Annotated in this window: 25 protein-coding genes; 11 read left to right on the forward strand and 14 right to left on the reverse strand. The window is 50.4% G+C overall.

Features of this window, described 5'->3' with window-relative positions; genetic code table 11:
- Window positions 1–19: 19 nt before the first annotated feature.
- Window positions 20–505 carry an SH3 domain-containing protein gene (locus K300_RS0103550; protein WP_162139845.1) on the reverse strand — a complete coding sequence of 162 codons (486 nt, stop codon included), beginning with the start codon at window positions 503–505 and terminating at the stop codon, window positions 20–22.
- A gap of 175 nt (window positions 506–680) precedes the next feature.
- Between K300_RS0103550 and rpsT the strand changes: the two genes are divergently transcribed.
- Entirely contained in the window at window positions 681–944 is a 264-nt protein-coding gene (gene rpsT / locus K300_RS0103555) for a 30S ribosomal protein S20 (protein WP_022850292.1), read from the forward strand.
- A gap of 170 nt (window positions 945–1,114) precedes the next feature.
- Here rpsT and ybaK read toward each other — a convergent pair whose 3' ends face one another.
- Complete coding sequence (ybaK, locus tag K300_RS0103560; protein WP_022850293.1) at window positions 1,115–1,597, reverse strand: Cys-tRNA(Pro) deacylase; 483 nt, start codon at window positions 1,595–1,597, stop codon at window positions 1,115–1,117.
- An 84-nt stretch (window positions 1,598–1,681) separates the two neighbouring features.
- Between ybaK and K300_RS0103565 the strand changes: the two genes are divergently transcribed.
- Window positions 1,682–1,927, forward strand: coding sequence for a hypothetical protein (locus K300_RS0103565; RefSeq protein ID WP_155827556.1), 246 nt, complete (start codon window positions 1,682–1,684; stop codon window positions 1,925–1,927).
- Between the two features lie 3 nt (window positions 1,928–1,930).
- Here the strand turns inward: K300_RS0103565 and meaB are convergent, their stop codons facing one another.
- The 8 genes from meaB to metF all read right to left on the reverse strand — a co-directional run bounded on the left by meaB (window position 1,931) and on the right by metF (window position 11,442).
- A complete protein-coding gene (gene meaB, locus K300_RS0103570) occupies window positions 1,931–2,905 on the reverse strand; it encodes a methylmalonyl Co-A mutase-associated GTPase MeaB (RefSeq protein ID WP_022850295.1) in 975 nt (324 codons plus the stop codon).
- Window positions 2,905–5,061 (reverse strand): methylmalonyl-CoA mutase, encoded by a 2,157-nt coding sequence (gene scpA / locus K300_RS0103575; RefSeq protein WP_022850296.1) that lies wholly within the window; start codon window positions 5,059–5,061, stop codon window positions 2,905–2,907. The genes meaB and scpA overlap by 1 nt, the downstream gene beginning before the upstream one ends.
- Window positions 5,062–5,180: 119 nt before the next feature.
- The gene (locus K300_RS0103580) at window positions 5,181–5,699 is read right to left on the reverse strand and encodes a biotin/lipoyl-containing protein (protein WP_022850297.1); all 519 of its coding nucleotides are present in this window, start codon (window positions 5,697–5,699) and stop codon (window positions 5,181–5,183) included.
- Between the two features lie 11 nt (window positions 5,700–5,710).
- Window positions 5,711–7,231: an acetyl-CoA carboxylase biotin carboxylase subunit gene (gene accC / locus K300_RS0103585; protein ID WP_022850298.1), complete on the reverse strand. Its 1,521-nt coding sequence runs from the start codon at window positions 7,229–7,231 to the stop codon at window positions 5,711–5,713.
- A 19-nt stretch (window positions 7,232–7,250) separates the two neighbouring features.
- The gene (locus K300_RS0103590; protein ID WP_022850299.1) at window positions 7,251–8,795 is read right to left on the reverse strand and encodes an acyl-CoA carboxylase subunit beta; all 1,545 of its coding nucleotides are present in this window, start codon (window positions 8,793–8,795) and stop codon (window positions 7,251–7,253) included.
- Between the two features lie 288 nt (window positions 8,796–9,083).
- Window positions 9,084–9,710, reverse strand: coding sequence for a phosphorylase family protein (locus tag K300_RS0103595; protein WP_022850300.1), 627 nt, complete (start codon window positions 9,708–9,710; stop codon window positions 9,084–9,086).
- 2 nt (window positions 9,711–9,712) lie between these two features.
- Window positions 9,713–10,594 (reverse strand): radical SAM protein, encoded by an 882-nt coding sequence (locus K300_RS0103600; RefSeq protein WP_022850301.1) that lies wholly within the window; start codon window positions 10,592–10,594, stop codon window positions 9,713–9,715.
- Entirely contained in the window at window positions 10,594–11,442 is an 849-nt protein-coding gene (gene metF / locus K300_RS0103605) for a methylenetetrahydrofolate reductase [NAD(P)H] (RefSeq protein WP_022850302.1), read from the reverse strand. The genes K300_RS0103600 and metF overlap by 1 nt, the downstream gene beginning before the upstream one ends.
- 79 nt (window positions 11,443–11,521) lie before the next feature.
- On the opposite strand from metF, the gene K300_RS0103610 reads away from it, so the two are divergent.
- Window positions 11,522–12,109, forward strand: a complete 588-nt coding sequence (locus K300_RS0103610; protein ID WP_022850303.1) for a lytic transglycosylase domain-containing protein — start codon at window positions 11,522–11,524, stop codon at window positions 12,107–12,109.
- Here the strand turns inward: K300_RS0103610 and K300_RS0103615 are convergent.
- The 3 genes from K300_RS0103615 to eno form a co-directional block, all read right to left on the reverse strand.
- Window positions 12,106–13,194, reverse strand: a complete 1,089-nt coding sequence (locus K300_RS0103615) for an iron-containing alcohol dehydrogenase (RefSeq protein WP_022850304.1) — start codon at window positions 13,192–13,194, stop codon at window positions 12,106–12,108. The genes K300_RS0103610 and K300_RS0103615 overlap by 4 nt on opposite strands.
- Before the next feature lie 2 nt (window positions 13,195–13,196).
- Window positions 13,197–14,294 carry an aminopeptidase gene (locus K300_RS0103620; RefSeq protein ID WP_022850305.1) on the reverse strand — a complete coding sequence of 366 codons (1,098 nt, stop codon included), beginning with the start codon at window positions 14,292–14,294 and terminating at the stop codon, window positions 13,197–13,199.
- Window positions 14,295–14,370: 76 nt separating this feature from the next.
- Complete coding sequence (gene eno, locus K300_RS0103625; RefSeq protein ID WP_022850306.1) at window positions 14,371–15,657, reverse strand: phosphopyruvate hydratase; 1,287 nt, start codon at window positions 15,655–15,657, stop codon at window positions 14,371–14,373.
- Window positions 15,658–15,771: 114 nt separating this feature from the next.
- On the opposite strand from eno, the gene K300_RS0103630 reads away from it, so the two are divergent.
- The 4 genes from K300_RS0103630 to K300_RS0103645 are packed head-to-tail and all read left to right on the forward strand — an operon-like array spanning window position 15,772 to window position 20,043.
- Complete coding sequence (locus K300_RS0103630; RefSeq protein WP_022850307.1) at window positions 15,772–17,064, forward strand: radical SAM family protein; 1,293 nt, start codon at window positions 15,772–15,774, stop codon at window positions 17,062–17,064.
- 39 nt (window positions 17,065–17,103) lie between these two features.
- Window positions 17,104–17,826 (forward strand): hypothetical protein, encoded by a 723-nt coding sequence (locus tag K300_RS0103635; RefSeq protein WP_022850308.1) that lies wholly within the window; start codon window positions 17,104–17,106, stop codon window positions 17,824–17,826.
- Entirely contained in the window at window positions 17,826–19,385 is a 1,560-nt protein-coding gene (nadB, locus tag K300_RS0103640) for an L-aspartate oxidase (RefSeq protein ID WP_022850309.1), read from the forward strand. The genes K300_RS0103635 and nadB overlap by 1 nt, the downstream gene beginning before the upstream one ends.
- Entirely contained in the window at window positions 19,357–20,043 is a 687-nt protein-coding gene (locus K300_RS0103645; RefSeq protein WP_022850310.1) for a tRNA (5-methylaminomethyl-2-thiouridine)(34)-methyltransferase MnmD, read from the forward strand. Before nadB ends, K300_RS0103645 begins: the two co-directional genes overlap by 29 nt.
- 495 nt (window positions 20,044–20,538) lie before the next feature.
- On the opposite strand, the gene K300_RS0103650 is transcribed toward K300_RS0103645, so the two are convergent.
- On the reverse strand, window positions 20,539–20,901 hold the full coding sequence (locus K300_RS0103650; RefSeq protein WP_022850311.1) for a response regulator: 363 nt from the start codon (window positions 20,899–20,901) through the stop codon (window positions 20,539–20,541).
- Window positions 20,902–21,104: 203 nt separating this feature from the next.
- Between K300_RS0103650 and K300_RS0103655 the strand changes: the two genes are divergently transcribed.
- The 4 genes from K300_RS0103655 to K300_RS15955 all read left to right on the forward strand — a co-directional run bounded on the left by K300_RS0103655 (window position 21,105) and on the right by K300_RS15955 (window position 25,759).
- Window positions 21,105–21,590, forward strand: a complete 486-nt coding sequence (locus K300_RS0103655; protein ID WP_022850312.1) for a L,D-transpeptidase family protein — start codon at window positions 21,105–21,107, stop codon at window positions 21,588–21,590.
- Window positions 21,545–22,279: a PrsW family intramembrane metalloprotease gene (locus K300_RS15945; RefSeq protein ID WP_022850313.1), complete on the forward strand. Its 735-nt coding sequence runs from the start codon at window positions 21,545–21,547 to the stop codon at window positions 22,277–22,279. Before K300_RS0103655 ends, K300_RS15945 begins: the two co-directional genes overlap by 46 nt.
- Window positions 22,280–22,389: 110 nt before the next feature.
- The gene (locus K300_RS15950; RefSeq protein ID WP_022850314.1) at window positions 22,390–24,183 is read left to right on the forward strand and encodes a sensor domain-containing protein; all 1,794 of its coding nucleotides are present in this window, start codon (window positions 22,390–22,392) and stop codon (window positions 24,181–24,183) included.
- A 76-nt stretch (window positions 24,184–24,259) separates the two neighbouring features.
- Window positions 24,260–25,759, forward strand: a complete 1,500-nt coding sequence (locus K300_RS15955; RefSeq protein ID WP_022850315.1) for an MASE1 domain-containing protein — start codon at window positions 24,260–24,262, stop codon at window positions 25,757–25,759.
- The last annotated feature ends 23 nt before the right edge of the window (window positions 25,760–25,782 follow it).

A 25,782-nucleotide genomic window follows, 5' to 3' on the forward strand; every position in this document is an offset into this window, starting at 1 on the left:
ATAATAATGTTTAATAACTCTATTTCCCCAAGGGGAGAACCACACGGCCGTCCATATAGCCCTCAAGCTCCCCTGTTATAACCTTAATCCACATCTCAGCGCCGGGTATCCCCTCAATAACACTAACCGTCTCACCCCGCTCTAGCTCCAGCTTCCGTTCGGAGGAAGCATCGGGAGAGGAGTATAGATAGGCCTTCTCTGCTGCAACATAGGAATCAACCCCTTCAGCCATTGCCTTCAGCCTGTTGCGCACATTGGACAACGCCTTCTGGTACTCGCCGAGAAGGGCAAGTATCCCTTTATAGTTCTCTTTGATCTCCTTATTATCGTTCCTCAGAACTGAGATCTCCTTCTCAAGCTCCTCCACCTTGGAGGCCAGATCCTTAATCCTGTCTGAATTCTCCGCAGTGGAAGCACCATAGGGAGTTCCGCCGAAACTGCTGAGGATCTTCTCCCCCTTCTCCGGCTCCGGTTCCTTTCCTGCACATGCACTCAGAATCATCATGATTGACATTAAAATAAACGCTTTTTTCACCATTAACTTACCTCACACGTAGTATCACATTTTAGAGTTCCCTGGTCTTATAATCAAGAAAACTTTATTAATGATTTAAAATGCTTGACTACAGCGGGTCTATTTGGTATAAGATGCGTTCTTGAAAAAAATACAGAGGTGAACAGTGGCACATACACTTTCTGCTAAGAAGCGTATCAGGCAGAACGAAAAAAGAAATCTGGCCAACAGGGCTTACAAGTCCAGAATGAAGACAACCATAAAAAAATTCCTCAGCGCCGTTGAATCAGGCGACAAGGAAACTGCGGCCAAGGCTTATCTTGACGCCGAGAGAACTATCAGAAAGATAGCTTCCAAGGGTGTCATCCACAAAAACCAGGCGTCCAGAAGGGTTTCAAGACTCGCAACACGCCTCAGCTCCATGGCCTAACTTGAGATTATAACCACCCCGGTCTTCAAGGCCGGGGCTATGTCTTCCCCCTTCTATTCAGTCCAAGCCAATATCTTACATCAAACAATGAGATTCTATCCTTACTTCGATGCTTAGTACACTCAATGAAGCACTATTGATAGGATTAAACTCCCGCAAATCCGGCTCCCCTATTCCGCAGTGGCTTCAACCTTCTCCGGCTTTAATACCCGCTCAAGCTCCGAAGGCTTCATGGAGACAAGAAATCCCCTCTTGCCGCCGTTGATAAAAATAACAGGGCGATCGAAGATCGTCTTCTCTGCATAAACCCTCATCTTCTTCTTTGTACCGAAGGGTGATGTACCGCCGACAATATAGCCAGTGTGCTTATTGGCAATATCCGGCTGGCAGGGCTGCATCTTCTTTACGCCGATATGCCTTGCAAGGTTCTTTGCCGAGATCTCTTTATCGCCATGCATAAGAACGATTGCAGGATTCCCGCCCTCATCCTCCATAATAATCGTCTTGATAACGTTATGCTCATCTACCCCGAGAACCTCCGCACTCTGGGCTGTGCCCCCCTTTTCCTCATAGTCGTACATGAAGGGTTCATAATCCACTTTTTCCTTACGAAACACTCTTACTGCCTGGGTTACAGGGAATTTATCCGCCATAGCTCACCTCATAGTCAAGTAGTCATTATCCGAAACCTTCCAGGGGCTGTCAAGGGTCTTGGGGGTTCAAAAAGGGGGCACTTTGTGCTAATATCTGGCATGGCTGTGAAATACTGCCGCGACTGCGGCGAGAATGTGGATGCTGAAAAGGTTTCATACTACCCGGGGGTTGCACTGGCCGTGGCGGCGGTGTTCTTTGTACTCGTACCCTTCTTCGGTACGGTGATAGGCATACCCGCCCTATTCCTGTCGTTTATATGGTTTCTGCGTACTAAGTCGGTATGTGCAAGATGCAAGAGCGATAAGATCGAGAAACGACGGGACCTATAGTTCTTACCACCCCTTACGGAAGGCATCCAGAAGCCTTTTAGATGCCGCACCGGGCGTTGTTATCCCTTTGGCAACGGCCTCCTGAACCGATTCGAATATACCCTGAACGTTCTTGTTGGCCATGAACATCCCCTTAAGGTCGTCCATGAGGAGGCTCCACATCCAGTCCACCGCCTGGGACTTTCGCTTCTCATCGAACTCCCCCGATTCCTCCATGACACCTTTAAACTCTTGAAGCATTCCCCAGATATCCTCAATACCCCTGTTTTCGAGGGAGCTCACCGGATAGACGGGCACGGTCCAGTTGCGGCTTTTGGGGCGGAGTATATGAAGTGCATTAAGGTACTGCTGTTTCGAGAGTTCCGCTTTCTGCCAGTCGATATCCGCCTTATTTATCACAATGGCATCGGCAAGCTCCATGACACCCTTCTTGATCCCCTGAAGCTCGTCCCCCGCTGTTGCGAGCTGAAGGAGCATGAAAAAATCCACCATGGAGGCGACCGCTATCTCCGATTGGCCTACCCCGACAGTTTCAACGATAATAACATCATAGCCGGCCGCCTCGCAGAGGAGCATAGTCTCCCTCGTTCTTCTGGCAACACCTCCGAGCGTGTCCCCTGCGGGGGATGGGCGGATGAATGCGTTTTCATCTCGGGAGAGCTCCTCCATACGGGTTTTATCCCCGAGGATGCTGCCCCCCGTTATCTGACTGGAGGGGTCAACGGCAAGCACAGCTACCCTGTGACCGATAGAAGTGAGGTATTTGCCGAAGGCTTCGATGAAGGTTGATTTGCCCACACCGGGGACCCCGGTGATGCCCACACGGATAGAGTTGCCCGTATGGGGTAAAAGAAGGTCGAGCAGAGCCGAAGCATCCTTGGAATGCTCCGGCTTTCTGCTCTCTATAAGTGTAATACCTTTGCCGAGGGAGCGTCTGCTCCCCTCGATTATCTTATCCGCTAAAACGCCGAGTTCCATCAGCCGGAGATACCCGCCTTCTTATTGCGTATGGCCTCGAGGGTCATCTTCGCCGATTTGGTTATGGGGGTTCCGGGACCAAAGATACAGGATGCGCCCGCCTTGTAGAGTGCGTCGTAGTCGTTTCTGGGGATAACTCCGCCTGTAACAACAACGATGTCCTCCGCATCGAGCTTCTTAAGCTCCTGCACAAGCTGGGGCACAAGGGTATTGTGGCCTGCGGCGAGGCTTGATACGCCGATAGCATGAACATCGTTTTCAACCGCCATCTTAGCCGTCTCTTCGGGTGTCTGGAAAAGGGGACCGACATCCACATCAAAGCCCGCATCCGCATATGCCGTTGCAACAACCTTGGCTCCTCTGTCGTGGCCGTCCTGACCCATCTTCGCAACGAGGATACGGGGTCTTCTCCCCTCTTCCTCTACAAACTTTTCTATCTCTTTGCGTATCTCTGTAAAGTTTTCGTCCTCTTCAAACACTTTGCCGTACACTCCGCTTACAAGCTTTATCTCCGCCTTGTGTCTTCCAAAGACCTTCTCCATCGCCTCGCTCATCTCGCCGAGGGATGCACGTTTTCTTGCTGCATCGACACACGCCTCAAGGAGGTTCCCTTCACCCGTTTCAGCAACCTTAGTGAGCGCATCAAGGGCGGCCTTGCAGTCCGCATCGTTCCGCTCTGCACGGAGCTTCTGGAGCCTCTTCACCTGAGAGTTGAGAACGGCTGTGTTGTCGATGTTGAGTACCTCGAGGGGCTCGTCCTCCTCTACACGGTACTTGTTGACACCAACGATAACATCCTCGCCGATATCGATCTTCGCCTGCTTTCTGGCGGCTGATTCCTCAATGAGCATCTTGGGCATTCCGCTTTCGATGGCCTTGGTCATCCCACCCATGCCTTCGATCTCTTTTATCAGCTTACGGGCTTCGGTAATAAGGGAGTTGGTGAGGCTTTCGACGTAGTAAGAGCCCGCAAGGGGATCCACAACGTTGGTTATGCCCGTCTCCTCCTGAATGATGAGCTGGGTATTTCTCGCAATCCTTGCCGAATGGTCGGTGGGAAGAGCGATCGCCTCATCGAGTGCGTTGGTATGCAGAGACTGGGTTCCGCCAAGAACTGCCGCCATAGCCTCCACAGCGGTTCTCACTACGTTGTTGTAGGGATCCGCCTCGGTGAGGGACCAGCCGGAGGTCTGGCAGTGGGTACGAAGGGCGAGGGATTTCTCGTTCTTAGGGTTAAACTGGGATATAAGCTCCGCCCAAAGGTATCTCGCCGCTCTAAGCTTTGCTACCTCCATGAAGAAGTTCATGCCGATGGCAAAGAAGAAGGAGAGACGGGGGGCGAACTTATCGATATCAAGACCTTTTTCAATAGCCGCCTTAACGTACTCCACGCCGTCTGCGAGGGTGAAGGCCAGCTCCTGAACGTTGTTTGCACCCGCCTCCTGAATATGGTATCCAGAGATGCTTATGGAGTTGAAACGGGGCATATATAGGCTTGTGTACTCAATAATATCCGAAACGATGCGCATGGAGGGCTCGGGGGGATAGATGTAGGTGTTGCGGACCATGAACTCCTTAAGGATATCGTTCTGGATAGTTCCCGCAAGCTTATCCTGTGTTACCCCCTGCTCCTCGGCGGCGACTATATACAGCGCCATAACGGGGAGTACCGCACCATTCATCGTCATGGAAACAGAGACCTCATCCAACGGAATATCGCTGAAAAGGATCTCCATATCAAGGATGGAATCGATGGCAACCCCTGCCTTGCCCACATCTCCCACAACCCTCGGATGATCGGAGTCGTATCCTCTATGGGTGGCAAGATCGAAGGCTACGGAGAGCCCCTGCTGCCCTGCGGCAAGGTTACGTTTATAGAATGCGTTGGATTCCTCCGCCGTGGAGAATCCTGCATACTGCCGAACCGTCCATGGACGTCCGGCGTACATGCTGGCTCTTGGTCCCCTGGTATAAGGGGGAAAGCCGGGCATAGTATCGAGTTGCTCAAGGTTCTCAAGGTCATCCGCCGTATAAAGGGGCTTAACCTTGATACCTTCGGGAGTGTTCCACTGCATTGAGGAGACATCGTCCTTCTTAATCTCCTTCGCCGCTTTGGACTCCCATTCACTAAAGGTCGGTTTCTTGAAGTCAGCCATAAAAAACCTCACACTCACAATGGGTTAAATTAGGTGTCACCGCAAAAGACACCGGGAGGGCGAAAGTCTCGCCCTCCCAAATGTATACCCGTATTTAAGTTTTTACCAGAAAGAATATTCTACTCTACGATGGCAAGCTTATCGCCGGCACCGACAGTATCATCGGGCTTAACGAAAAGCTCCTGCACAACTCCGGCCTTGGGTGATTTGATCTCGTTCTCCATCTTCATGGCAACGAGGATCAGAAGGGGCTCCCCCTCTTCCACTTCCTGGCCTTCCTCAACGAGAACCTTCCAGATCATTCCGGGCATCTGTGCTTCGATAACCTGACGACCTTCTAGACCCGCTTCGGCTCTGAGCTTCATGAGGCGCTTCATGTCGTTAAGCACCTCAACATCGTAGTGATCACCTTCGAGGAGAACGGAGAAGTTGTCTCCATGCTCGGTGATGTCGATATCGTAGGATCTTCCGTCAATAATAATCGAATAGAGGTTGTCGCCTGTCATGGCAAAATCCACAACATGCTCCTCACCGTCTATATCAACCTTGAAAAGATCCGTCTCGGACTGCTCTATATGGACGAGGTATTCCTGCTCGCCCCCGTCCACTGTGGCATAGTATTTTCTTTTCGTAATCATATCATACCCCCTTACGCCAGCTTGTTTCCGAGGCTCGTAAGCCTTCCGAAACGCTTCCAGTTGCTCTCTCCCACATCCCTTCTGGTAACGGAACGCTGGGCGCTGAGCTTCTCGCTCTGAAGCTGCTTGATAGCCGCCGCAATGAGGGGAATGGTCACATCCGCTTCCTCTTTGCGCTTCAGATCCTCCATATCGAACTTGGTGTCGATAAAGCTGGTGTCGTAGTGCCCCGCAAGGAAGGTTTCATTGTTGAGAACCCTCTGATGAAAGGGGATGGAGGTTTTGATACCGGATACCTTGTACTCCGTAAGGATACGCTTCATGCTGATGATGGAGCTCTCCCTTGTCTTGCCTATGGCGCAAACCTTTGCGATCATAGGGTCGTAGAAAAGTGGTACCTCGTATCCTGCGAAGGCTCCTGATTCCACACGAACGTTGGGACCTTCGGGAGTTTCGTATACGGTGATAAGCCCGGGTGAGGGAGCGAAGTTGTTGCTAGGATCCTCGGCATATATACGGCACTCGATGGCGTGTCCGTTTCTGTGAACCTCATCCTGCTGATAGGAGAGCTCCTTACCTTCGGCAACCCTAATCATCTCCGCAACTATATCCACCCCTGTGATCATCTCTGTGATGGGGTGCTCAACCTGGAGCCTTGTGTTCATCTCAAGGAAGTAGAAGTTCTGATCCGCACCAACGATGAACTCAAGGGTTCCTGCGCTTATGTAGCCGAGGGATTTAACAGCCTTAACGGCAACCTCATACATCTTCGCCCTTGTGTCGTCGTTAATGAAGGGTGAGGGAGCTTCCTCGATAACCTTCTGGTGACGTCTCTGGATAGAGCACTCACGCTCGAAGAGGTGCAGAGCGTTTCCATGCTTGTCACCAAGGACCTGAATCTCAACGTGGTGGGGCTCAACGATGAACTTCTCTATATACATGTCTCCGTTTCCGAAGGCGTTTTCCGCCTCGGAGGAGGCCATGCGGTATGAGGATTCGAAATCCTCTTCCGTGTTTACAAGGCGCATACCCTTTCCGCCGCCGCCGTGTACGGCCTTAAGCATGATGGGGTACCCGACTTCTCTGGCTACCTTCTTAGCATCCTCTACATCACGGATGGCGTTCTTTGTACCGGGCACAACGGGAACTCCCGCATCAACCATGGCGTTTCTGGCGCCGGTTTTGGAGCCCATAAGAACTATGTGCTCTGCGGAGGGCCCTATGAAGGTTATCCCCGCCTCTTCAAGTGCACGGACGAAATCAGCGTTCTCTGCATAGAAGCCGTAGCCGGGGTGAACCGCAGCGCCAGTCTTCTTTGCTATATCGATGATCTTATCCTGCTTGAGGTAACTGGTATCCGTCTCGCTGTCTGTGACACAGTAGGCCTCATCCGCATAGCGTACATGGGGAGCCTTCCGGTCTGCATGGGTGTATATGGCAACGGTGGAGATACCCATCTTCCGGCATGTTCTGAAAACCCGGATGGCTATCTCACCCCTGTTTGCAACTAAAACTTTTTTAATATCAGGCATTATATCTCCTCCTTATCAATTAAAGCGGAAGGTTATCGTGCTTCTTGGGCGGGTTGCTCTGTCTCTTGTTTGCCAGAAGCTCAAAAGCCTGAATCAGCTTCGGTCTTGTATCCTCGGGGAGGATAACCTCATCTATGAAACCGAGTTCGGAAGCCTTATAGGGATTGGCGAAGGTCTCTCTGTACTCGTCCACCTTCTCCTTAAGCATCTCTTCGGGCTTCTCCGCCTTCATGATCTCTTTTCTGTAGAGGATCTGGGAGGCTCCATCCGGTCCCATAACGGCGATCTCCGCTGTGGGATAAGCATAGTTGATATCACCCCTTACATGCTTGGAGCTGAGAACGTCATAGGCTCCACCGTAGGCCTTTCTAGTGATAAGAGTAACCTTGGGCACTGTGGATTCGCAGTAAGCATAAAGGAGCTTCGCACCGTGCTTGATGATACCGCCGTACTCCTGGGCAACGCCGGGCATGAAGCCGGGAACGTCAACAAGGGTGAGCAGGGGTATATTGAAGGCATCGCAGAAGCGAACGAACCTTGCCCCCTTAACGGAGGAATCTATATCAAGAGCTCCCGCCATAACGCTGGGCTGGTTTGCAACGATACCCACTGTTCTGCCGTTGAGCCTTGAGAAACCGATGAGCATGTTCTTTGCGTAGTGCTCCTGAACCTCAAAGAAGTTTCCATCATCCACAACCTTGGTGATAACATCCCTCATGTCGTAGGGCTTGTTTGCATCAACGGGAACAACCTGCTCAAGGCTGGAATCGGTCCTATTGGGGTCATCCTTGGTTGCGCCGATTGGGGGCTCCTCCATGTTGTTTGCGGGGAGGTATCCCATAAGCTCACGGATACGGAGGATACAGTCCTCATCGTTCTCCGCTGCGAAGTGAGCAACACCGCTCTTTGTGTTGTGGGTCATGGCTCCGCCGAGCTCTTCTTTGGTTACCGTTTCGCTGGTAACGGTTTTAACAACCTCGGGGCCTGTGATGAACATGTAGCTGGTGTCTTTGACCATAAAGGTGAAGTCGGTGAGTGCGGGGGAGTAAACGGCTCCACCTGCGCAGGGTCCCATGATTGCGGAAATCTGGGGAACAACACCGGAGGAAAGGGTATTGCGGAGGAATATGTCTGCGTATCCGGCGAGGGAGTGCACACCTTCCTGAATCCTCGCACCGCCGGAATCGTTAAGACCGATAACCGGACAGCCGAGCTCAATAGCCTTGTCCATAATCTTGCAGATCTTTTTAGCGAACATCTCGGAAAGAGAACCGCCGAAGACTGTGAAGTCCTGTGAGAAAACGAAGACTGTGCGACCGTTGATCTTACCGTATCCGGTTACAACGCCGTCACCGAGAATCTTGCTCTTGTCCATTCCGAAATTGGAACAGCGGTGAACTACGAACTTGTCGAGTTCTACAAAAGTACCTTTGTCGAGGAGCTTTTCGACTCGCTCCCTTGCAGTGAGCTTGCCTTGCTCATGCTGCTTTTTGATTCTGTCTAGCCCGCCTCCAAGTTCGGCCTGGCTGTTCAGTTCCTTCAGTTGTGCAATCTTTTCTTCCATGGTTTGTCCCCCTCTGAAACTTTAGATGGCAAATTATAAAAACATAATTTATTCTGCCTGTCAATAAGCAATATAAGTATAGATTATCACGGGCATACCGTATTTTTCAAGATAATCTACAGTTATTTATAGCGATATTCATTTCATAACGAGATTTTGTCAAAGCCATATTTAACACACAATAAAGGCAATTTAGAACAGGAGCGACAACTTGTCGCACTCATATGGAGCGGTTTTCAGGATATTCAAGGATTTATATATAGTTTCTTATCAGGAGATTAGGTGATTTTATAAAGAACTTTGAAAAAATGAGGATAAAGCAGAGAAGGCTTTTTTGATATCCCACTGTTGAGATTCCCTCTCACCGCAGTAGTTTGAAACAGCTCTCACATGGAAACACTCTACACCGAAACGCTGTGCCGCAAGCCCGACAGATGCGCCTTCCATGCTCTCCACGGAGGCTCCGGTCTTCTTCCTGTAAGCCGAGGCGAGGTAGTCGAAGGATGAGAGGAAGGATACTGTATTCCCCTCTGTGCGGGGAAGTTTAGGCCATGGCCTGAACTCAGCGCAGTTCCCCTCCGTTACAGGGAACCCCTCTTCGCCGATGAGCCTTATACCGTCGGGGAGCATCATACCCTCGTCCACGAAGTAATCCCGCTCAAGACACAGGAGGTCCCCCGGTGAATAGCCACTCCCTTTGTATGACCCACAGATCCCCGCCAGCAACGCTTTCTGAGGCTTAAGCCTGTCAATGGCTATGGCTGAGGCGAAGGCGGCGTTCGTTTTGGAAACGCCTGTGACAATAACATCATACCCCCTATACTCACCTCTGAGGATGCCGAGCTCCCATCCCTTGAGAGTGATATTCGGAATAGAGGCTTTCGCCTCTTTTTTTGTGGGGAAGATGATTAGCATACTCAGAATTCCTCGTAGAAATCGGGGTAATCCTCATAGACACCTCTCTTCTTTGCGTCCTCAATGGCGGAATCGATCTGCGCCAGAAGCCGCTCACGATCACGGTCGAGGATCCCCTTGAGCATGAGAAAATTGGATACATGGTTGGAACGGAAAACGATGTTCGTGCCTCTGACGCCGTCCACAAACATTCTCGCCTCCTCCAGAAAGTCGCCTATGCGGGGAGTTTCGAGTGAGTCGAAGTAGTCTTTTTTGCGTCTGAGGAAAAGGGTGAGCAGGCTCGCATATTTCGGGTTAACCTCGTTCAGCCAAGCCGTTGTATCCCGCATATGCTCGGCGGATAGCTTCCTTCCGCCGCCTCCGAGGATTACCATTATGGAGAAATCGATCCCCTGCTCCTGTATCTCTTTTATGCGGGGCAGGATCTTACCCGCTTTCATCCCCTTGTTCATTAGTGCTAGCACCTCATCGTTGCCGCTTTCCAGACCGAAATACAGCAGACGCAGACCCTTATCCCGCAGGGTCTTCCACTCCTCCGGCTTCTTCTTCAGAAGAGCCTGCGGCCCGGCATAGGCACTGATCCGGCGGAGGTTCGGAAAGGTCTCATTCAGCTTATCAAGGATACGCACAAGGCCGTCGAAGTTATAGACAGCGCCGTCTCCGTCCGCAAGGAATACCCTGTGGATCCGCCCTCTGGCCGTTTCTGGTATCCCCTCTATCTCGGCGAAGACCTCATCCACGGGCTTTTCACGAAAAGGTTTGTTGATATACATACCGCAGAAGGCACAGCCGTTGTAACTGCACCCTTCGGTTATCTGGAATATGAGGCTGTCCGCCTCGCTGGGGGGTCTGTACAGGGGCTGGGTATAGCTGGGAAGCGGCATCAGAACACCCTCCCCAGAACCTCCTCTGTGGCTCCGGAACGGTTAAGGGTATAGAAATGAAGCCCCTCAACACCCTGCTCCCAAAGGTCGCTGGACTGCTTTGCGGCATAGTCCACACCAATCTCGAACATATCCTTCTCCTCCGCATTCTCCATCCTTTCGATGATATGCTTCGGAACCTCCACGCCGCACATTTGGGTGAAGCGCATAACCTGCTTTATGTTCGTTATGGGCATTATGCCTGCGATTACGGGCATCTTTATACCGGCAGCTCTAACCCTTTCCATAAATCTGTAGAAGTAGTCGTTGGTGAAGAACAGCTGGGTTATGGCAAAATCCGCACCGAGGGATTCCTTAAGCTTGAGGTGCTCTATCTCTTTGTCGATATCCCTTGTTTCTAGATGCCCCTCGGGATAGCAGGCAACGCCTATACAGAGATCCGCCTGTTCCTTGAGATATGGGATCAGATCCGATGCGTTTCTGAATACCTTGCTGCAAAGCTCCGGCGGAACATCAAGGGGTATGTCCCCTCTGAGAGCGAGGACGTTCTCGATGTCTATCTCACGAATCTGGCGGACTATACCGGCGATGCTCTCCCTTGTGGCGGCTATACAGGTGAGGTGCATCATAGCCTCAAGGCCGTAGTCTATGTGGGTGCTTCTCGTCCATTCAATGGTTTTATCCCGGGTTCCGCCACCTGCTCCATAGGTTACAGAGACGAAATCGGGATCGTATCCTTTAAGCTTTTCAATGGTTTCAAAAAGAACCGATTCCCCCTCCTCTTTTTTGGGGGGGAAGAACTCGAAGGATACAGTTCTCTTCTTTTTTAGTATGTCTATAATCTTCATAGCTTCTCCCGAATCATGTGGTGGATTATTACCCTAATAGCGATTGACTGCAACAGATAATTGTGGGATATATCCTTTGATGACAGCCGAAAAGATATATAAAAGAATACTTACCGCCTTCATAGCATACGTTCTTCTGCTGAACACCCTCACCTTTCTGACCACCTTTAACCCGAAACAGCTTCTGAACCCCTTCCATATAAGAAACAGGACCATCAGTGTATATCATCTCACACGCCACGTCATACTGGTTTCGGGGATAGCCTTCCGTCCCATACCAAGGGAGGTTGTGAATGAAAAGGCTGTGAGACTCTCCGAGGAGTTCGGCATAGACCCGGAGCTTGTTAAGATAGTCATCGATGTTGAATCGGAGTACAACAAGTTTGCCATATCCAGAACCGGCGCCATGGGGCTTATGCAGTTAATGCCAGCCACCTTCAACGATATGAGTGACGGAGACCCCTTCCTCATGGAGGACAACCTGCGGGCAGGCATCAAATATCTCACCCAGCAGCTTGCACGCTTCCGTAATACGGAGCTGGCACTATCGGCATACAACGCCGGCCCGACTACGGTCACCTCCTTCGGCAACCGCATACCGGACTACGGCGAAACACAGCACTACGTCAAAAAGATAATGGGGCGCTACCGCCCCAAAGGGAACTAGCCCAGCCTCTCCAGAACGAAATCCTCATCCGCAGTGAAGGGGGTGAGCTTTGTGTTCGGCTTTGCCAAAGCGTATTTAACCATCTCCAGCTTCTCATCATCGCTCAACGTATTATCAAGGCTTTCAGCACCCAGCCTGTCCAGCCACTTCTGCATATCAAAACCATGCTTACTGAAAACAGCGGGAACAACACCAAACTTCTGAACGGACTTATCCGAAAGCATCTGCATGTATCCCTCAAGTAGCATGGCATTTGCCGTTCCATGGTGGATACCTTTCCGGTTGGTAAGGTAGTAGCCGAGGGCATGCAGGAGGGTGGTTCCCGTATGCAGTATCACAACACCGGCAAGGGAGGATGCGTACATGAAGTTCATGAGCGCGTCATCGGAGGTCAGGTCGTCTGTGGATGCAAGGGTGCTTGCTATAAGCTCCATGGATGTCATCGCAGCCATATCGCTGAAGGGGTTCGCCTTCGTTGAGATAAAGCCCTCCATGGCGTGGGTAAAGGCATCGAAGACCGTTGCGAGGAGAGTTTTTTCATCCAGCGTGCGGAGAAGGCCGGGATCCAGCACCGCCCATTTCGGGAACATCCCCTCCTTGCTGAAGTTGATCTTATCGAGCTTCTCCGTATCGGTAATGATGGAGTATGCGTTCATCTCGCTACCCGTTCCGCATGTGGTGGGCACTGCAAGTACAGGGAGCGGAGGCTTGGGGAGCTCCTTTTTATAGTGCAGATCGTAGAATCCCTCATGGTTTGTGGCAAAGGCGGCTATGGACTTAGCCGCATCGAGGGGGCTTCCGCCGCCGAAGGCGAGGATAACATCGCACTTCGATTCACGCATGAACTTCCCCCCACGGATAATCGTATTGATGGAGGGATTTTCCTCCACCTGTGAGTAAAAGCTCAGGTTCTTGCTTCCTGAGAAGGTTTCCTCCAGGAAGCTACGAAAGCCGGTCTTCTCGATGGCTGTTTTACCGGAGACAACGCCGACGCTCTTATAGGGCTCAAGGATCCCCTTGATCTCCTCCATGGCGCCGAAGCCGAAATGCGCCTTTACCGGACTGCGAAATACAAAGCCTTCCATACCTACACCCCTTTGAAATAACCGTTTTCGTACACAAGCTCACCGTCAACGTACGCCTTGCCGTTCTTCATATCCTTTATCATATCCCAGTGGATGCCCGACTTGTTCTTTCCGCCGGCTTCGGGATAGGATGCACCCACGGCCATGTGGATACTGCGCCCTATCTTCTCATCGAAGAGTATATTCTTGGTTGCCTTTGTTATCGTCTCATTCAGGCCGAAGGCGACCTCGCCGATCAGTTTCGAGCCCTCATCGGTTTCAAGTATCGATTTCAGGAATGCCTCACCCTTCTGCGCCGAGGCCTCAACAATCCTACCCTTTTCAATTTTGAGGCTGATTCCCCCAGCCTCCACACCAAGATAGGATGTGGGCACATCGAAGAATATCTCGCCGTCAACTCCATCCTCTACGGGGCTGGTGAAGACCTCGCCGTCGGGCATGTTGTGGTGGCCGTTGCAGTTTATCCATTTACGCCCCTCCACGTTGAAGGTTATATCCGTCCTGTCCCCCACAATGCGGACCTCTTTGCTTCCGTCAAGGATGCCGATAACCTTCTTCTGATACGCATCCACCTCCTGCCATGCGGCAACGGGGTCATCCATGTGGAGCTTGCAAGCCCTGAAAACGAATTCAGCGTATTCATCCAGAGACATCTCCGCATCCTGCGCCATTGCGGCTGTGGGATAGGGGCATAGCGACCAGCGGAATTCACCCTTCGATTCACGCTCCATCATGATATCACGAACCTTGCGCATCGATTTGCTGTAGGTTGTAACCTTCTGTTTATCCGCATTGGTGAGCTCTTTGGTGTTTGCTGTGGCATCAATGAATACGGATGCCGTTACATTCTCCGCATCCGCCATTACGCTGTGGGGGATGAATTCGAGCTGCTCCTTCTCGGCAAATTTGAAGAAGCTCGCCTGCTGACCCTTAAAGGCCATGCGCAGAACAGGCTTAACTCCGAGTTGCAAAGCCTTCTCGAATAACGCCTTAACAAGGGGCTCCGAGCAGGACTCAGCACGTATGAGGAGTATATCCCCCTTCGTAAGGTTAAGGCTGTATCCGCATATGAGTTCCGCCATCTTCTTTTCTAACTGCATAAATCGATCTCCTTATAACGAACAAGGGGAAGCCCGAAGACTTCCCCCATGATAATATTTGTTAGTTTGTAATCAGTTAGCCGATATTATAAAAGGCCGCAAGTCCTTTGTAAACTCCCTGGTCCAGAAGCTCTTCCTCAATACGAAGGAGCTGGTTATATTTCGCAACCCTGTCCGTTCTGGAGGTGGAGCCTGTTTTGATCTGGCCTGCGTTGGTGGCAACGGCAAGATCTGCAATTGTGGTATCCTCGGTCTCTCCGCTCCTGTGGGAGATAACGTTGGTGTAGCATGCGGTTTTGGCAAGCTCGATGGCGTGAAGGGTCTCTGTGAGTGAGCCTATCTGGTTGAGCTTAATGAGGATGGAGTTTGCAACCCCCTCCTGAATACCCTTCTCAAGCCTCTTAACGTTGGTAACGAAGAGGTCGTCACCCACAAGCTGAACCTTGTCGCCGAGTGCATCGGTGAGCTTCTTCCACCCTTCCCAGTCATCCTGATCAAGGCCGTCCTCAATGGAGATTATGGGAAACTTTCCGCAGAGGTAGCTGTAGTACTCCACCATCTCATCAACATCCTTAACGGGGTTTTTCTCCGCATTAAGGGTGTACTTGCCGTCCTTGTAGAATTCGCTGGAAGCAGCATCAAGGGCGATCATGATATCCTCGCCGGGCTTGTATCCCGCATTTTCCACAGCCTTGAGGATAACCTCAACGGCCTCTTCGTTGGACTGAAGATTGGGGGCGAATCCACCCTCGTCACCCACAGCGGTGTTGTACCCCTTGGAGCTGAGAACCTTCTTGAGGTTATGGAAGGTTTCTGCACCCATACGCAGGGCATCACGGAAGGTTTCCGCCCCAACGGGCATGATCATGAATTCCTGAATGTCCACGTTGTTGTCCGCATGCTCTCCGCCGTTGATGATGTTCATCATGGGGACGGGGAGTGTATGTGCAAAGGAACCGCCGATGTATTTGTAAAGAGGGAGTGAAACTGCTTCTGCGGCGGCCTTGGCGCATGCAAGGGAAACGCCGAGTATTGCGTTTGCTCCCAGCTTGCTTTTGTTGTCTGTTCCGTCCATCTCAATGAGAAGCTCATCTATGAGCTTCTGCTCTGTAACGTCAATACCCTCAAGCTCATCGGCGATGATCTCATTAACGTTTTGAACTGCCTTGAGTACCCCTTTGCCGAGGTATCTTGTCGCATCGGCATCTCTGAGTTCCACAGCCTCGAATTCACCTGTGGAAGCTCCCGAAGGCACTGCGGCTCTCCCCACGTGTCCTCCGCTTGTGACAACCTCAACCTCAACGGTGGGGTTGCCCCTTGAGTCCATGATTTCTCTGGCGTAAACTTCGATAATGTCGGTCATTTCCCTCTCCTGTTGTTATCTTGTTGTTTTTTGATCGCAAACACCCAAGTATATATTGAAAAATCTATAAAATACAATATCATTTGTTGACGCAAGAATTGACCAAGAGGTTATATGTACGAGATACCGAATCTCCTGTTTGCTGACAGACAGGGAAATATATACGATCACCCCACGCTTAAGATGACCGTACGGAGTGAAAACTTCAACTTCGTACCCTATGAAACCGAACTTATAGAACTGCCGGAGCATTCGAAGCTGTTCTTTGTTCCCGAAACACACCCCATCGCATACAACGAAGAGACCTCCAATATGGAGACCTTCACAGGGGGGAGTGCGGTTAGCGCATTCCTTGCCCCGGGATATCTGAGGCTTTTCCTCCCGGCGATGGAGAAGCAGAATGAAACCCTTCTCCCCCTCTTCGCCTATACAGCTGTGGGCTGGCTGAACGGCAAGTTTGTTGTACCCGCAATAAAGATCGACGATGACAGCCGGTGGAACCCCGGGCTTTATGACTTCACGGATAATTTCGCACCAAAGGTGCACGCCGTCCTGGAGAAATACCCCAAGAACAGGCTGTATAAACAGCTCGCCAAATGTGCCCTTGAGTATCACTGCACGGCGGCAAAGAACGTTTTTGAGGGTAGATGGGAGTGCCCCCTCCCCGTGGCACCAAGCTGTAACAGCCGCTGTATAGGGTGTATATCCCAACAGCCCGCAGAATGCTGCCCCGCACCCCAGTCACGCCTCGATTTCGTACCTTCGGCAAGGGAGATAATCGAGATTGCGCTGAACCACCATGAAACAGCGGGGAATGCTGTGGTGAGCTTCGGTCAGGGGTGCGAAGGTGACCCCATTACGGAGGCGGAAACAGCGGCCAAGGCCATACGTGTAATCAAAAAGAAGGCCCCCGGCCTTACCGTTAACTTCAACTCCAACTGTAGTAATCCGGAGAAGATGAAGATGATCCTGGATGCCGGAGCGGACAGCATTCGAGTAAGCATGAACTCCGCCGTCCACTCTACCTATGAGTCATACTACAACCCGGTGAACTACGAGTTTGATGATGTGCTTAAGAGTATCGAGCTGGCAAACAGGTACAACGCCTATGTATCACTGAACCTACTCACCATACCGGGGGTGAACGACCGTGAGGGGGAGATAAACACCCTTATGGATTTCCTCGATGCGTACAGCATTGATCTTATCCAGATGCGCAACCTAAACATAGATCCGGACTTCCTTTTTTCTAAGCTAAAGTTTAAAACTGAGGAAATTCTCGGTTTAAAAAACATGCTCAAGCTGATAAAAAGAAAGTATAAGAATATAAAGTTCGGGTACTTCAACAGAACCAGAGAGGATTTCCACAAGGACTTCGGCTATCCCGACCTTAAGAAAAGGGGATAAGAGCCCTTCGGCCATCCTTTCGCAAACAGGAGAAAGACAATGAAGAAGCTTCTCGTTCTGCTATTAACGTTCGCATGTTTCACGGCGGCTTCGGCCGAGGATATTGAGCTTCAGGCGGCCATGGATCAGGAGGACTTCGAAAACCTCACCAGACACATCGGCTCCATGATAACCTTCGACCCCAACGCTCCGGCGGATCCCCTCGGTACTATCGGCTTCGACGTTAACGTCGAAACCACGCTGAACATCGTCGATGATGACGCCGATCATTGGGTGAACGCAACCGACGGCGGCGATGCCTCCCAGAGCATCCTCACCTACAGGCTCCATGTACGCAAGGGTCTGCCCGGCAAGTTTGACATAGGTGCAATGTACTCCAAGGCAGTCAACTCCAACTTCCAGACCATCGGCGTATCACTTCAGTATGCTATCCTAGAGGGAACCGTTGCAACACCCGCCCTTTCCGTTCGCGGTACATACTCCCAGCTCATGGGTAACGACGACCTCAGCGCATACAACGGCTCTGTGGGAGCATTCATAAGCAAAGGATTCCTCATGCTTAAGCCTTACGGCGGTGTGAGCGCAGGTCTTACACACATGAGCGAGGATTCGGACAAAGTGGACCTCGATTCTGCAAGCGAGGTTACATATAAGGGAATCGTCGGTCTTCAGGTCGTGCCCTTCCCCTTCCTCCGCATCAACGCAGAGGCTGGTTTCAGCGACATAACACAGTTCAGCTTAAAGGCAGGTTTCCGTTTCTGATGCAGCATAAAAAATTCGATTATATAGTTCTCGGCAGCGGCGTTGCCGGTCTGAGGGCGGCTATTGAACTGGCCGCCCACGGCGACGTCGCAGTCATAACAAAGTGCTTTCTCGGTGAAAGCAGTTCGGAGTACGCCCAAGGGGGCGTTGCCGTTGTTCTCAACGATGATGACGACATCTTCCTTCACATAGACGACACACTCAAGGCGGGTGACGGCCTGTGCGATCGTGATGCCGTTCTTACCCTCGTGGAAGAGGGTCCCAGATATATCAGGGAACTCATCGCATGGGGCGCCCAGTTCGATATGCATGGCGGTAATCTCTCCTTCACCAGAGAAGCGGCCCACTCCGTTAACCGGATCATACATGCCCAAGGGGATGCAACGGGGCATGAGATAGTCCGCTCGCTCAAGGAGCATGCTGGCAAGTTCCTCAACATCTACCGTGTGGAGTACATGTACGCCATTGACTTCCTCGTTGAGGACGGAAGGGTTACGGGTGTTCTCACCGTGGATGAGAAGACGGGTGAGCAGTTCGCTTACTACTCCAAGGCCGTCGTGGTCGCCACTGGAGGAGCTGGCAGACTGTTCAACAGAACCACCAACCCCGAGGTTGCCACAGGGGACGGTGCGGCTATGGCCTTCAGGGCCTACGCAGAACTCGAGGATATGGAGTTCTACCAGTTTCATCCCACAGCCCTGCACTTCCCCGGCGCTCCCGCATTCCTCCTTAGCGAAAGCATGCGTGGAGAGGGGGCATACCTCAAGAACCAGAATAATGAACGATTCTGCACCAAATACCATGAAGACGGCGAGCTTGCACCCCGAGATGTGGTGAGCCGTTCCATATTCTTTGAGATGCAGGAGCTTAATACCGATCACATGTACCTGGATCTAACCCATCTCGACAAGGACTTTGTCAAGAACCGCTTCCCGAAGATACACTCCACCTGCCTTGAATACGGCATAGACATAACGCTCGACCTTATCCCAGTTAGTCCGGCCGCACACTACTACATGGGTGGAATCAAGACCGATACCGAAGGCAGAACAGCTCTCAAAGGGCTCTACGCCTGCGGCGAAGCGGCCTGCACCGGTGTTCACGGTGCAAACAGGCTCGCTAGCAACTCGCTCCTCGAAGGTGTCGTATACGGCGGAAGAAGTGCCAAGGCAGCTGTGCGTGAATGCAACGGTTTTGACATACTAGAGACAGAGCCGGAGGATAGACCCCTCATTAAAGAGGAGGACTACACAAAGGCACTCAGGGATATACAGAACACCATGTGGCTCTATGTAAGTGTCTCACGCAACGAAGAGGGGCTGAAAAAGGCGATAGACTTCCTTGAAAACTACCTTGTCCACTTCGAAGGGAAACGTCCTGCGGACAGAAAGACAGCGGAGTTGCGCAACCTCGCCGAAGTGGGGCTTATGATGGCAAAGGCCGCACTCGCAAGACCCGGAAGCAGAGGCGGACACTACAGGGATGACCTCCCCGAACGGATGAGTGAGAATACACACATATACTTCAGCGATGCCGAATATAATCCCCGTATCCGATAACAGGGTCGAGGTGCTTACGGGGGATGGCTCCCTCTCGTACTACAGCAAAGAGTACAAACAGTCCTACCACGCCCGCAGTATCGGTGCATACACCGAGAGCCTTCATAAATACGTTGTCACAACGGATATAGTCAGCAGGTTGAAGACCGGAAATGTGCGTCTGCTCGATATATGCCTCGGTCTGGGTGCTAATCTGGCGGTAACCTTAGAAGAGTGCGAAAAGGCTGGCGCTAAAGGCTCCCTTGAGATAACAAGCGTGGAGAAGGACCCTTCGCTGGTTCAACTGATCCTCGATAATAAAGGTTTCTGGCCGCTCAGGGGGTATTCCCTGCTCCGTGAGCTTCTCATGGAAGGAAGGGTGCGCAACTACGGTCTTGATGTGGCTGTGGGTGATGCGGTGAACACCTTTAAGAGGCTAAAACCGCCATTTGATATCGTATACTTCGATCCGTTCAGCAAAAGGATGAACCCCGAGATGTGGACGCCGGAGGTGTTCGGCGATATGTACAGACTGCTTGGGGATAAGGGTATGCTTGTAACCTATTCCAGCGGAAAAGGTGTAAGAAGAGACCTTCAGGAGGCGGGGTTTGCCGTCTCAGACATACCCCGCCTGCCTAACGGTTTTCAGTCAGGAACTGTGGCTATAAAACCTGATTGACTTAATGGGTTCTATTTATTGCCTTTTACGTAAACTAGTGTCCAGTATCCGGCAAAAACACTTAAACATATTATTCCGAGTGCAGTGTGCATAATAAACCTCCCTTTTTCGGGCATTTTACGGCTCGGGGCCGAAGTACCTATCAACACTCGCTATATCAGCAAATGTATCTATCTATAATCAGAAGATAACATCAACAAAATATAAAACAACAAGAAGTTTTTGTTCGTATTTTACGCATTCACAGCAAAACATGTTTTATTGTCATACTTAATTGATGGTAAAAGAATAATCACAGGATTAACAGGATTGGCCAGTAAAAAGAAATAACTCTTTTATAAACCACTTAATGGATACTATGGTAATCGGCACTTAAAAAGAGGAAGTTCTTAATGATATTAGATCTACATAGGCAGAGCCGTAACACGGGTTGCGGCTTTGCAAAGTAAACAATTTAATCCCTGCAAAACCCCCGGAGTTCCCGCTTCGGGGGCCTTATTTCTTAGCACATTCCCCGAGGGCTGCCACCACCTTCTTAATAAGAAGCGGTTTAGCCAGAACAACATCCGCATCCTTTGCAAGCTCAGCCTGATCCTCAAAGGCTGTGAGCACGATAATTGGAACATCGCCATAGTATTCCCGCAGACGTTTCATAAACTCAACACCGTTAAGCACCGGCATCTCAAGGTCCGTAATCACAGCATCATGGCGGCACTTTTCAAAGAGCTCAAGCCCCTGCAGACCGTTCTCCGCCACCGTTATCTCCTTCACATGCTTGCCGAGAACCCTTGGAAGGGAGAAGCGCATGAGGTCATCATCATCCACGTAGAGAATACTAAGCTGTGAAAGCTCTTTCATATCTAAACTCCGTATCGATCTTTATTCTGTTTATAGAATATAGCATACCGGCTCTATTTCAAACTGAAATACATATTTACAATGAGAACTAGCCGAAACGATACACCCGGTGATCCCGGCTTCACCAACCAGAACCACGTCCATACCCTTGTACATAGGATTCAGAAAGGATATAATGGTCAATATTTGAACAAAGGTATCTTATGAAACTCCTCGTCCCTGCCATACTGCTGCTTATGCTCATCTCCGTCCAGGTCTATTCGGAATCGGCAGATCTTATTCTCATAGAAAAAAGTAAACGCAGACTGACGTTGTACAGCGGTGAAAAGGCCATCGGAAGCTATCCTATATCCCTCGGTTTTGAGCCGGAGGGTGCCAAGCTTTGCGAAGGTGACGGTAAGACGCCAGAGGGGCTGTACAGAATAAGCGTCAAGAACCCCATGAGCAGCTATCACCTGTCCCTCGGGATCTCATACCCCAACAAAGATGACAGAAGAGCCTCCATGGCGGCGGGATGCCCGCCGGGGGGTGATATCATGATCCACGGCTTGCCTCCTAAATACAGCTGGGCGAGGAGGCTGCACTTGCTAATTGACTGGACAGCTGGATGTATTGCCGTTACAAACAGAGATATAGAAGAGATTTGGGAGCTTACCCCGGTCAATACAAAGGTGAGGATAGAACCATAGACTCTGAAACCGCAGGCATATGGGGGGTAGTACTCCTTACGGCCGCCTTCTGGGTAATACTTCTCAGAAGATACGACAAAGTGCACCCGGAACCGATGCTTGCCGTTGTCAGCATGGTCATAATCGGCGGTGTGGGGAGCTACTACACAGCGGGGTACACCAACGCTGTCCTTGAAGAGCTCACAGGCTTTCGCTTTGCCGATCCTATGCTGAGCACCGCTTCGGCCGTTAAGATAACCTTCCTTATGGGGCTTAATGAGGAGTTCTTCAAAGCGCTTTTCACCCTGCTTATCATAAAGGATGCGAAGGTGTTCGACGAGCCTGTGGACGCCGCTGTATATGCCGTTTCCACAGCCATAGGCTTCGCCGCATTTGAGAATGCGGACTACGCCGTACGCTACGGCTCAGCCGTTCTCTTCGAACGCTCCCTTGCATCGATGCCTCTGCATATCTCCCTCGCCTCCATCTGGGCACTGGGGATAGCCAAGGGTAAGTTCGCCTACGGGGGCTACATCAGAAACGCTACCCCCTATATCCTCCTCGCTGGAATACTCCATGCATTCTACAATTACGCAGTAATCTTTGCACCCGATCCACTCTACTCGTACGTATTCGCAGGTGTCATAATACTAATGACAGTGAGTTTTATGTTTTTTATTCTGAAAAGACTCGAGGCTCTAAGTACATAGCAGTGTAGTGATAATCTTTATCACATCCAAACTATATAAAATCGTTCTAAATATTCCCATTTACAATCAGTTAAAATGAGATATTTTTTGTATTAATTCGGAGGGAGACTATGATACCCGGCAAAGATACAAGCAAAGCGAGGGAAGAGGAATACTACCACAGGCGGTTTGATATGCTCTTCAACCTGCCGCTGGCGGGCTTTGCCATCGCTGATGCCCAAAACAACTGGATGGAGTACAACAGGAAATTCACAAGCATACTCGGCTACAGCGAAGATGAGCTTCAGTCTGTCAACTTCCAGAGCCTTACCCACCCCGATGACCTCTCCATGAGTACCGAACAGCTCCAACGGATCTATGATGGGGATATTGATGAATTTACTGTTGAGAAAAGGTATATCCGCAAAGACAAAGCCGTTGTCCACTGCGAAACATCCGTTAAGGCGTACAGAAAGGATGACGGGGAGATCGACTACTTCGTAATCATGCTCAACGATATTACAGAGAAAAAGCTTGCTGAGGGGTTACTGGGGGAATCGAATAAAAAACTTGAGCAAAAGGTTAATCAACGTACAGCGGAGCTTCACCAGACGAATAAGGCCCTCATGAGTGAGATAGATAAGAGGAAGCGTACTGAAAGAAACCTCCACGAAGCCACAGAAACCTTCATGGCGATGTATCAGCTTGCCCCCGACGCTGTATTCATAGAGAGCATCACAGGAGAGATTATCGACTGCAACCGCTCCGCAGAAAGAATTTCGGGATATTCAAGGGAGGAGCTCATAGGGATGAACGCATCCGAACTCGTACCCGAGGATTTCAGGCCGCAGCTAAGGGAAAACCTTAACAGGATACTCATGGACGGCAGTATGGACATCGGCGCAAGGAATCTTCGTAAGAGCGGAGAAAGTTATCCAGCGGATATTAAGGCGAGGCTGATCACTCTGCAGGGGGTTAAGGTTATCCTCGTGTCCGTCCGGGATATGAGCGAGTACGTAAAAACAATAGAGGATCTAAGGGACAGAGACCTTATATTCAACCAGCTTATGGAAAACATATCGAGCGTCTTCTGGCTCAGATGCCTTAAAACAGGAAGACACCTATACGTCAGCCCTGCCTACGAAGAGATATGGGGCAGACCGGCTGCGGAGCTGTACAAGGATCCGAACTCTTTCATAAAGAGCATCCATCCTGATGATCTAAAGGCTGTTGAAGAGGCCATAGAAAGGCAGAAATTGGGAGGTATTTTCGACGAAGAGTTCAGGATAATACGACCAGATGGTGATATACGATGGATTTGGGCAAAAACCTTCACGATCCCCAACAGCGAAGGGAAAAGCTACCGCTTAGCCGGCACAGCCGAAGATATTACCGAGTTGAAAATACAGCAGGAAGAGATAAGGCGCCTGGCAATGCATGATCCCATGACAGGGCTTCCCAACAGAGCGCTCTTAATGGACAGACTGGAACAGTCCATAGAAAGAAGCAAGCGCAATGGAACGAAAACCGCTGTTCTTTTCATCGATCTGGATAACTTCAAACCCGTAAACGACCAGTTCGGACATAGAATTGGGGATAAAACACTCATTCAGGCGGCAGACCGGATAAAGAATGAAATGCGGAGTGTTGATACAGCTGCCCGTGTGGGTGGAGATGAGTTCGTTGCGGTTATCCACGATATTGGGGATAACAGCCCTTTATTAAATATTGCCTCCAGGATACAAAACTCTCTTCTTGCCCCTTTCGTCATTGATAACAAGAAGATAACCCTCGGAGCCAGTATAGGCATAAGCATCTGGCCCGACGATTCAAACTCGTTGGACGAGCTCCTAGTGCTGGCAGACAAGGCTATGTATACCATAAAAAAGAGCACAAAGAACGGAATAGCCTACGCAAAGAATTAGCTATTTATAACCAGATTTAATATCTATTTAATCTCCTCATAACAATTACTGCACCCACAAAGGTATTATATGTCCTATGAAGGAGATGTTAGAGACGATTCCGTCAAAAAAAATCAAGAGATACCTCTTCAGGGTTTCAATCACCGGAATTCTTTACTTTGCATCCGTATTCATGAGTTTACGTCTCTCCTCATTCTCCGACGAGATCGCCTCGGTATGGATACCCGCCGGAATCTCTGTGGGCTACCTTTTCATATGGGGTCTTAAAATGTTCCCCGGCATATGGATAGGGGATTTTGCAGCAAGCCTTATCAACATGGACTTCTCCACCGCCACGATTGTAATATCCACAGGAAACACCGCCGCATACATGACTGGCGTTTATGTAATGAAGAAGATTCTCAGAAAAATTAAAATCTTCGAAAGCCCGCCGGGGGCATCTGTTTTCATTGGAACGGGGTGTATACTCCCCTCGCTCATCTCATCAGTTATCGGTGTCACTTCAATGCTGGCCGCCGGAATAATTTTAAAGACTATGTATTCAGGCGTATGGTGGTCATGGTTTCTCAGCAATGTAACAGGAACAATGGTTATCGCACCCTTGATTATTGTTTTTTCCAGAAACTTCCGCAGAAAGGGAAACGACCTTATGAACAAGGAGACCTACTTCATTCTGGGGTGTATAGTCTTCTTCGGCTGGGCTGTTTTCTGGAGAGACTACAGCAACCTTATCATACTCCATGCCCTCCCCTTCGTGTATACCCCGTTCATGGTATGGGCTTCCTTCCGACTCCAGACACACGGTTTTGTTCTGGTTATATTCCTGTCCTCAGCTATCTCCATACTGGGTACTGTGAACGGACACGGCCCATTCTCCGTATACCCTGCGGGCACCTCCATAGTTCTCCTGCAGCTTTTTCTCGCCGTCATAATATCCACCTTTCTGTTCCTTAAAGCCGCCACAAGGGGCATGAACAACAGGGAGGAGGAAACCCTTGGTATTATTGGCAAGGCAGCGGAATATAACGACTCAGAAACAGGGAGACACATCACCAGGGTTGCACGGTACTCTAAACTGATTGCCCAGGCACTCGGAACCTCTGGAAAGTTTCAGGAGCTTATATATAATTCAGCGCCTTTACACGATGTCGGCAAAATCGGTATAAGCGAAAGCCTTATACTTAAACCTGCAAAGTTGACTCCGGAGGAGTTTGAAGAGGTGAAGAAACACTGCGGGATCGGACACCAGCTCCTAAAAAGCTCAGACAGCAAATACCTGCAGGCAGGGGCAGAGATTGCATACACCCACCATGAAAAATACGACGGAACAGGTTATCCCAGAGGGCTCCATGGGGAGCATATACCACTAGCCGGAAGAATTGTTGCCATTGCAGATGTCTTCGATGCGCTTACAAGCAAAAGACCCTACAAAGAACCATGGAGCATCGATAATGCGCTCGAATTTATCCATTCCCAAAGAGGAAGACACTTCGACCCTGTCCTTGTGGAACTTTTTCTTAATAACAGGGAAGAGGTTCGCAGCATATGTGAAAAATACAGAGACATTAGTGATTAATCTTTAACAACACACCTGAGCCA

The organism is Limisalsivibrio acetivorans (assembly GCF_000421105.1).
GTDB lineage: Bacteria > Chrysiogenota > Deferribacteres > Deferribacterales > Geovibrionaceae > Limisalsivibrio > Limisalsivibrio acetivorans.